Source organism: Diaphorobacter sp. LR2014-1, from assembly GCF_002916785.1.
Taxonomy (GTDB): domain Bacteria; phylum Pseudomonadota; class Gammaproteobacteria; order Burkholderiales; family Burkholderiaceae_C; genus Diaphorobacter; species Diaphorobacter nitroreducens.
In genome coordinates this window covers 1-8,254 of record NZ_MTBE01000064.1, presented here as the reverse complement: position 1 = coordinate 8,254, position 8,254 = coordinate 1, and the positions used below count along the sequence as shown (strand labels likewise).

6 protein-coding genes and 1 pseudogene are annotated in these 8,254 nt (G+C 65.8%); 1 reads left to right on the top strand and 6 read right to left on the bottom strand.

Annotation, left to right across the window (positions count from 1 at the left end):
- Together lpdA (BV908_RS21330) and BV908_RS21325 are read right to left on the bottom strand one after the other, a co-directional pair.
- Positions 1–1,814: dihydrolipoyl dehydrogenase (gene lpdA, locus BV908_RS21330; RefSeq protein ID WP_103738714.1), on the bottom strand; the 1,814-nt coding region annotated here is incomplete at its 3' end.
- Between the two features lie 16 nt (positions 1,815–1,830).
- Positions 1,831–2,325 (bottom strand): annotated as a pseudogene (locus BV908_RS21325) (2-oxo acid dehydrogenase subunit E2); the annotation flags it as partial.
- A 56-nt stretch (positions 2,326–2,381) separates the two neighbouring features.
- On the opposite strand from BV908_RS21325, the gene BV908_RS21320 reads away from it, so the two are divergent.
- Positions 2,382–3,557, top strand: coding sequence for an acetyl-CoA C-acyltransferase (locus tag BV908_RS21320; protein ID WP_103739162.1), 1,176 nt, complete (start codon positions 2,382–2,384; stop codon positions 3,555–3,557).
- A 154-nt stretch (positions 3,558–3,711) separates the two neighbouring features.
- Here BV908_RS21320 and BV908_RS21315 read toward each other — a convergent pair whose 3' ends face one another.
- From BV908_RS21315 to BV908_RS21300, 4 genes are all read right to left on the bottom strand, one after another.
- A complete protein-coding gene (locus BV908_RS21315) occupies positions 3,712–4,050 on the bottom strand; it encodes a GGDEF domain-containing protein (RefSeq protein ID WP_103739161.1) in 339 nt (112 codons plus the stop codon).
- Positions 4,051–4,225: 175 nt separating this feature from the next.
- Complete coding sequence (locus tag BV908_RS21310) at positions 4,226–5,773, bottom strand: IS91-like element ISPps1 family transposase (protein WP_008328818.1); 1,548 nt, start codon at positions 5,771–5,773, stop codon at positions 4,226–4,228.
- A gap of 108 nt (positions 5,774–5,881) precedes the next feature.
- Positions 5,882–7,741 (bottom strand): dihydrolipoyl dehydrogenase, encoded by a 1,860-nt coding sequence (gene lpdA / locus BV908_RS21305; protein ID WP_103739160.1) that lies wholly within the window; start codon positions 7,739–7,741, stop codon positions 5,882–5,884.
- A 16-nt stretch (positions 7,742–7,757) separates the two neighbouring features.
- Positions 7,758–8,254 (bottom strand): 2-oxo acid dehydrogenase subunit E2 (locus BV908_RS21300; protein WP_210434020.1); only part of this gene is annotated, 497 nt, incomplete at its 5' end.

The following is an 8,254-nucleotide window of genomic DNA, read 5'->3' as shown; positions in this document are numbered from 1 at the left end:
TCCGCCGCCATGCCGATGCTCTCGCCCAGCGTGGGGTGCGGGTGGATGGTCTTGCCGATGTCCACCGCGTCGGCGCCCATCTCGATGGCCAGGGCGATCTCGCCGATCATGTCGCCCGCATGCGTGCCGACCATGCCGCCGCCCAGGATGCGGCCGTGGCCGTGCGCCTCGGGGCTGTCGTCGAACAGCAGCTTGGTAAAGCCCTCGTCACGGCCGTTGGCGATGGCGCGGCCGCTGGCCGCCCAGGGGAACAGGCCCTTCTTGACCTTGATGCCCTGCGCCTTGGCCTGGTCCTCGGTCAGACCCACCCAGGCCACTTCGGGGTCGGTATAGGCCACGCTCGGGATCACGCGGGCGTTGAAGGCGGCGCTTGCCAGTTCCTTGTTGCCCTGCAGTTCGCCGGCGATGACCTCGGCCGCCACGTGCGCCTCGTGCACCGCCTTGTGCGCCAGCATGGGCTGGCCCACGATGTCGCCGATGGCGAAGATGTGCGGCACGTTGGTGCGCATCTGGATGTCGACGTTGATGAAGCCGCGGTCCGTCACGGCGACGCCAGCCTTGTCGGCGGCGATCTTCTTGCCGTTGGGGGTGCGGCCCACGGCCTGCAGCACCAGGTCGTACACCTGGGGCTCGGGCACCGCGACGCCGTCCTTGGCGGGCGCGAAGCTCACCTTGATGCCCTCGGGCGTGGCCTCGGCGGCCACGGTCTTGGTATTCAGCATCACGTTGTCGAAACGGTGCTGGTTCATCTTCTGCCACACCTTGACCAGGTCGCGGTCGGCGCCCTGCATCAGGCCGTCCAGCATCTCCACCACGTCCAGGCGCGCGCCCAGCGTGCTGTACACCGTGCCCATTTCCAGGCCGATGATGCCGCCGCCCAGGATCAGCATGCGTTTGGGCACGTCCTTGAGCGCCAGCGCGCCGGTGGAATCCACCACGCGCGGATCGTCGGGCATGAACGGCAGGCGCACGGCCTGGCTGCCGGCGGCGATGATGGCGCGCTTGAACGCCACCACCTTCTTGGCGCCGGTCTTGTCCTGGCTGGTGCCGGTGGTTTCCTCCACCTCCAGGTGGTTGGCGCCGACGAAGTGGCCGTAGCCGCGCAGCACGGTCACCTTGCGCATCTTGGCCATCTGCGCCAGCCCGCCGGTCAGCTTGCCGATGACCTTTTCCTTGTGGCCGCGCAGGGTGTCGATGTTGACCTGCGGCGCGCCGAAGTCGATGCCGGCGCTCTTCAGGTGGCTCACCTCGTCCATCACCGCGGCCACGTGCAGCAGCGCCTTGGAGGGAATGCAGCCCACGTTCAGGCACACGCCGCCCAGGGTGGCGTAGCGCTCGACCAGCACCACGTTCAGGCCCAGGTCGGCCGCGCGGAAGGCGGCGCTGTAACCGCCGGGGCCGCCGCCCAGCACCAGCACATCGCACTCCACGTCGGCACTGCCGCCGAAGCTGGCCGCTTCGGTTTTAGGAGCTGCTGGCGCTTGAGCAGCGTGCGCTGGAGCCGGTTTTGACTCAGATGGCGGTGCGCTGGGCGTGCTCGCCGCGGCAGGGGCCGCAGCCGGCGCCGCCGCTCCCTGCGCCACTTCCAGCGTCAGCAGCACGGAACCCTCGGCCACCTTGTCGCCCAGCTTGACCTTGAGCTCCTTGACCACCCCGGCGTGGCTGCTGGGAATCTCCATGGAGGCCTTGTCGGACTCCACGGTGACCAGGCTCTGCTCGGCCCGGATGGTGTCGCCCGGCTGCACCAGCACTTCGATCACGCCCACCTCGGCGAAGTCGCCGATGTCGGGCACCTTGATGTCGATGATTGCCATATGTTGTGCTCCGTCCTTACAGCAGGATGCGGCGGTAGTCCGCCAACACCTGGCCCAGGTAGGCGTTGAAGCGCGCGGCAGAGGCGCCGTCGATCACGCGGTGGTCGTACGACAGGCTCAGCGGCAGCGTAAGGCGCGGCACGAACTGCTGGCCGTCCCACACGGGCTTCATCTGGCTCTTGGACAGGCCGAGGATGGCCACCTCGGGCGCATTGATGATGGGGGTGAAATGCGTGCCGCCAATGCCGCCCAGCGAGCTGATCGACATGCTGCCGCCCTGCATGTCGGCCGCACCCAGCTTGCCGTCGCGGGCCTTCTTGGCCAGCTCGGCCATCTCGGCGCTGATCTGCAGGATGCCCTTCTTGTCGGCATCTTTTAGCACGGGCACCACCAGGCCGTTGGGCGTGTCGGCCGCAAAGCCGATGTGGAAGTACTGCTTGTAGACCAGCGCGTCGCCGTCCAGGCTGGCGTTGAACTCGGGGAACTTCTTCAGCGCCGCGACCACGGCCTTGAGCTTGCATATAGCCAGGCCGCCACAGGTGTGCTCCAACCCTGAAAGGATTTCCCATGACCTCCGCAGTGATTGTTTCCACCGCCCGCACCCCGCTTGCCAAGAGCTGGAAGGGTTCCTTCAACATGACCCATGGCGCCACGCTCGGCGGCCACGCCGTGCAGCACGCGGTGCAGCGCGCCGGCGTGGACCCGGCCGACATCGACGACGTGCTCATGGGCTGTGCCACGCCCGAAGGCGCCACTGGCGCCAACATCGCGCGCCAGATCGCCTTGCGTGCCGGCCTGCCCATCACGGTGTCGGGCGTCACCGTCAACCGGTTTTGTTCGTCTGGCCTGCAAACCATTGCCATGGCCGCGCAGCGCATCATTGCAGGCGAGGCCGATGTGTTTGTGGCAGGCGGCGTGGAAAGCATCTCCTGTGTACAGCAGGAAATGAACAGCCACATGCTGCAAGACCTGGCTTTGGCCAAGGCCAAGCCCGAGATCTACTGGAGCATGCTGCAAACCGCCGAGCAGGTGGCCAAGCGCTATCACATCGGGCGTGAAGTCATGGACGAATACGGCGCCGCCAGCCAGCAAAAGGCCTGCGCCGCCCAGGCGGCGGGTTTGTTCGACGCCGAAATCGCTCCCATCACCGTCACAGCAGGCGTGGCCGACAAGGTCATGGGCCTCACTACCAAGCAAGTCACCGTGAGCCGCGACGAAGGCACGCGCGAAGGCACCACCGTAGAGGCTATTCAAGGGCTGCGCTCGGCACTGCCCGGCGGCCTGATCTCGGCCGGCAACGCCAGCCAGTTCAGCGATGGCGCCGGCGCCTGCGTACTGACCAGCGAAGACTACGCCAGCAAAAAGGGCCTCAAGCCCCTGGGCCGTTTCCTTGGCTTCGCCGTGGCCGGCTGCGAGCCTGACGAAATGGGCATCGGCCCTGTGTATGCCGTGCCCAAGGTGCTCAAAAAACTGGGCCTCACGGTGCAGGACATCGACCTGTGGGAGCTGAATGAAGCCTTTGCCGTGCAGGTGCTGTATTGCCGCGACAAGCTGGGCATTCCGGCAGACCGCCTGAACGTGAACGGCGGCGCCATCGCTGTCGGCCACCCTTACGGTGTATCGGGCCAGCGCCTCACGGGCCATGCGCTCATCGAAGGCAAGCGCCGCGGTGCCAAGCGCGTGTGCGTGACCATGTGCATCGGTGGTGGCATGGGCGCGGCCGGCGTGTTTGAAGTGCTGTAAGCGCTGGCGACGCGCTGAAGATCAACGCCCCGCACAGGTCGAAAGGTTTGTGCGGGGCTTTTGCTTCGGTTCTGGTAGTTGCTGGCGCCTGTTTGGCGGGCGTTGGAGGAGGCTGCCGCCGCTGCCAACTCCTGTCATTCGATTCCGTTTGCGGTCACGCTCTTGCAGGCGAGCCCTTGTGAAACCGTATTGAATTTCGTCCCGCTTCTTTTGCCTGGTACATCGCGTCATCCGCCCGCTTCAGCACCTCTTCCTGGCTCAGGTCATGGTTCATGAATACAACCACTCCAATGCTGGCGGAGCAATAGTGCTTTACCACCTTGTGGGTTGCCGCCGTTTGTCCGACGGTCAACAGAAAGGGTTGGGCCAAAGTTGTGCGAATCTTTTCAGCAACAACCCCTGCCTTGGCATCAGGTTCCGTATCGCCAAGATCGCCCAATAAAACGACGAATTCATCGCCACCAAACCGCGCAACAGTGTACGGATAGGAAATTCAACCGCATGAGGCCAAGTATGGCACGAGTTTTGGGCCTCGAAACACGTTCGGCCAAGGAAGGTTGAGCGCTCGCTTGCCGCTCAATGGCAAGAGCTTGGGAGGCAGTATGCATTTGGGCCTGGCGCGCGCGCAGCTGCTTCCCCGCAGCGATGGATACCGCCGCTTCACTGGGTCACCAATTGACGCGCTGGTCTACCTCGTCGGGTTGAGCTGCCAGATCCCAATCCGGCTCGCCTTGCGCACCATCATCCACCGGCGCGTCGCAGCCCTCCCACAGCGGTGGCCCGCGTGCCGGGGTGATGTGCGGGGGGGCAGACTCCACCCCGATGTGGTTCAGGATGTGGCGGATTTCGGCGCTGTGGGTGATGAAGGCAATGATGCGCATCTGCCCACCGCACATGGGGCACAGCAGCGGAAATGCCTCGTAGATGCGGGCAATCAGCACCGCCCACAAGTAATGCGCCGCTCGCTTCGGGCGTGCTTCAGGTTCGGGTGTGGGTGTGGCCGCGTTGCCCGGCGCCGCCACCCCAGGTACGCCCGCGCCAGGTTGTGCAGTCTCCACCGTGGCTGGTTGCGACGCAGCAGGCTGAGCCAGCGCCGTTACCGCCGCTCTCAGCGGCGAGTTTGGTGCCAGCACACCAAAGTAGCGGTGCCGGTGGGTGCGTGGCGGTGGCACCAGCGCGGCGATGCGGTCGATCAGTTCCAGCGGTGTGAGGTGCAGCTCATCTGCCTTGGCACCACGCTTGTCACTGGTGGGCTCGCTGCGCTGTTTGGCACAGCGGTACACCAGTTTGCTTCCCTCTTTGCGTAGGCGCTCCATGGAAAACGGTGGACGCGCGCAATAGCGCAGCAGCCGCTCCAGCGCAGCGCGGTCGTGGGCTTCGATGCACACCCCCGCATCCACCGAGAAGCCGCTGTGTTTGTAGCCCAGCATGTCTTTGGCGTCACAGTTCTCCAGCAGGCCCCGAGCAACGAAGGCGCGCAGGATGCGTTTTTGCAGTGTGGTCTGCACTGGGGCCACGGTAGCCGCATCGATGCCGGTGGCCGCGTGAAAGATGACACCCGGCGATGAGATTCGAGGGGTCGCATCAGCATCGCCCTCGCCCTCCACTTCCTCAAACACCCCGTCCACCACACAAACGTGGAAGTGGACGTGTTCATTGAGGCTGGAGCCGAATCGGTGAATGAAGGCGATGGCACCGATGTGCAGGCCTGCCTTGTCCATATGGGCCGCACCGGGGCTGTGGGTCTGCAGAGTTTGTGCGATCACCCGCAGAAAGATGCGCAGCACCATGCTCAGCACCGCTCCGTCGCGCTGCATGAAGTAACGAAGCCGCTTGGGAACCGACAGCACCCACTGGCGCACCGGCAGGCGGGGGAATACGTGATCGTTCAGGTGCGCTGCTGTCTCCACCATGCGCCGGGTGGTGCACGAGGGGCAGACTCCCCGGCCTTTGCAGGAGAAGGCTACAAAGTAGTCGTGCCCACAGTCGCCGCAGCGAGCGCGGGCAAAGCCATGGGCAAAGATGCCGCACTCAAGATACTTGGCAAACGCTTTGCGCACGAAGGGCTTGGGGGTGTGGTGGTCGCCCTGGCCGTCGAACTGACCCGCGCTGGCCAACTCTAGCCAGGTCTCGTAGTGCTCGGCTACCGTTTGGTAGAGCAGCGTGCGTTCGGGGTGGCGTGGGTTGTAGAGCTTGGGCTTGGAAGTGGCTGACATGAATACTGTACAAATGCACAGTATTCTGCGGCGATTGTTTGGGTACGCAAAGCACAAGGCCCGAACCGTCGCCAGTTCGGGCCTTGTCAGGGTAGCTTGGCTGCGGACTTACTTGCGCGCAGGCGGCACATCCGTGCAGCTGCCATGCGCCACTTCCGCCGCCATGCCGATGCTCTCGCCCAGCGTGGGGTGCGGGTGGATGGTCTTGCCGATGTCCACCGCGTCGGCGCCCATCTCGATGGCCAGGGCGATCTCGCCGATCATGTCGCCCGCATGCGTGCCGACCATGCCGCCGCCCAGGATGCGGCCGTGGCCGTGCGCCTCGGGGCTGTCGTCGAACAGCAGCTTGGTAAAGCCCTCGTCACGGCCGTTGGCGATGGCGCGGCCGCTGGCCGCCCAGGGGAACAGGCCCTTCTTGACCTTGATGCCCTGCGCCTTGGCCTGGTCCTCGGTCAGACCCACCCAGGCCACTTCGGGGTCGGTATAGGCCACGCTCGGGATCACGCGGGCGTTGAAGGCGGCGCTTGCCAGTTCCTTGTTGCCCTGCAGTTCGCCGGCGATGACCTCGGCCGCCACGTGCGCCTCGTGCACCGCCTTGTGCGCCAGCATGGGCTGGCCCACGATGTCGCCGATGGCGAAGATGTGCGGCACGTTGGTGCGCATCTGGATGTCGACGTTGATGAAGCCGCGGTCCGTCACGGCGACGCCAGCCTTGTCGGCGGCGATCTTCTTGCCGTTGGGGGTGCGGCCCACGGCCTGCAGCACCAGGTCGTACACCTGGGGCTCGGGCACCGCGACGCCGTCCTTGGCGGGCGCGAAGCTCACCTTGATGCCCTCGGGCGTGGCCTCGGCGGCCACGGTCTTGGTATTCAGCATCACGTTGTCGAAACGGTGCTGGTTCATCTTCTGCCACACCTTGACCAGGTCGCGGTCGGCGCCCTGCATCAGGCCGTCCAGCATCTCCACCACGTCCAGGCGCGCGCCCAGCGTGCTGTACACCGTGCCCATTTCCAGGCCGATGATGCCGCCGCCCAGGATCAGCATGCGTTTGGGCACGTCCTTGAGCGCCAGCGCGCCGGTGGAATCCACCACGCGCGGATCGTCGGGCATGAACGGCAGGCGCACGGCCTGGCTGCCGGCGGCGATGATGGCGCGCTTGAACGCCACCACCTTCTTGGCGCCGGTCTTGTCCTGGCTGGTGCCGGTGGTTTCCTCCACCTCCAGGTGGTTGGCGCCGACGAAGTGGCCGTAGCCGCGCAGCACGGTCACCTTGCGCATCTTGGCCATCTGCGCCAGCCCGCCGGTCAGCTTGCCGATGACCTTTTCCTTGTGGCCGCGCAGGGTGTCGATGTTGACCTGCGGCGCGCCGAAGTCGATGCCGGCGCTCTTCAGGTGGCTCACCTCGTCCATCACCGCGGCCACGTGCAGCAGCGCCTTGGAGGGAATGCAGCCCACGTTCAGGCACACGCCGCCCAGGGTGGCGTAGCGCTCGACCAGCACCACGTTCAGGCCCAGGTCGGCCGCGCGGAAGGCGGCGCTGTAACCGCCGGGGCCGCCGCCCAGCACCAGCACATCGCACTCCACGTCGGCACTGCCGCCGAAGCTGGCCGCTTCGGTTTTAGGAGCTGCTGGCGCTTGAGCAGCGTGCGCTGGAGCCGGTTTTGACTCAGATGGCGGTGCGCTGGGCGTGCTCGCCGCGGCAGGGGCCGCAGCCGGCGCCGCCGCTCCCTGCGCCACTTCCAGCGTCAGCAGCACGGAACCCTCGGCCACCTTGTCGCCCAGCTTGACCTTGAGCTCCTTGACCACCCCGGCGTGGCTGCTGGGAATCTCCATGGAGGCCTTGTCGGACTCCACGGTGACCAGGCTCTGCTCGGCCCGGATGGTGTCGCCCGGCTGCACCAGCACTTCGATCACGCCCACCTCGGCGAAGTCGCCGATGTCGGGCACCTTGATGTCGATGATTGCCATATGTTGTGCTCCGTCCTTACAGCAGGATGCGGCGGTAGTCCGCCAACACCTGGCCCAGGTAGGCGTTGAAGCGCGCGGCAGAGGCGCCGTCGATCACGCGGTGGTCGTACGACAGGCTCAGCGGCAGCGTAAGGCGCGGCACGAACTGCTGGCCGTCCCACACGGGCTTCATCTGGCTCTTGGACAGGCCGAGGATGGCCACCTCGGGCGCATTGATGATGGGGGTGAAATGCGTGCCGCCAATGCCGCCCAGCGAGCTGATCGACATGCTGCCGCCCTGCATGTCGGCCGCACCCAGCTTGCCGTCGCGGGCCTTCTTGGCCAGCTCGGCCATCTCGGCGCTGATCTGCAGGATGCCCTTCTTGTCGGCATCTTTTAGCACGGGCACCACCAGGCCGTTGGGCGTGTCGGCCGCAAAGCCGATGTGGAAGTACTGCTTGTAGACCAGCGCGTCGCCGTCCAGGCTGGCGTTGAACTCGGGGAACTTCTTCAGCGCCGCGACCACGGCCTTGA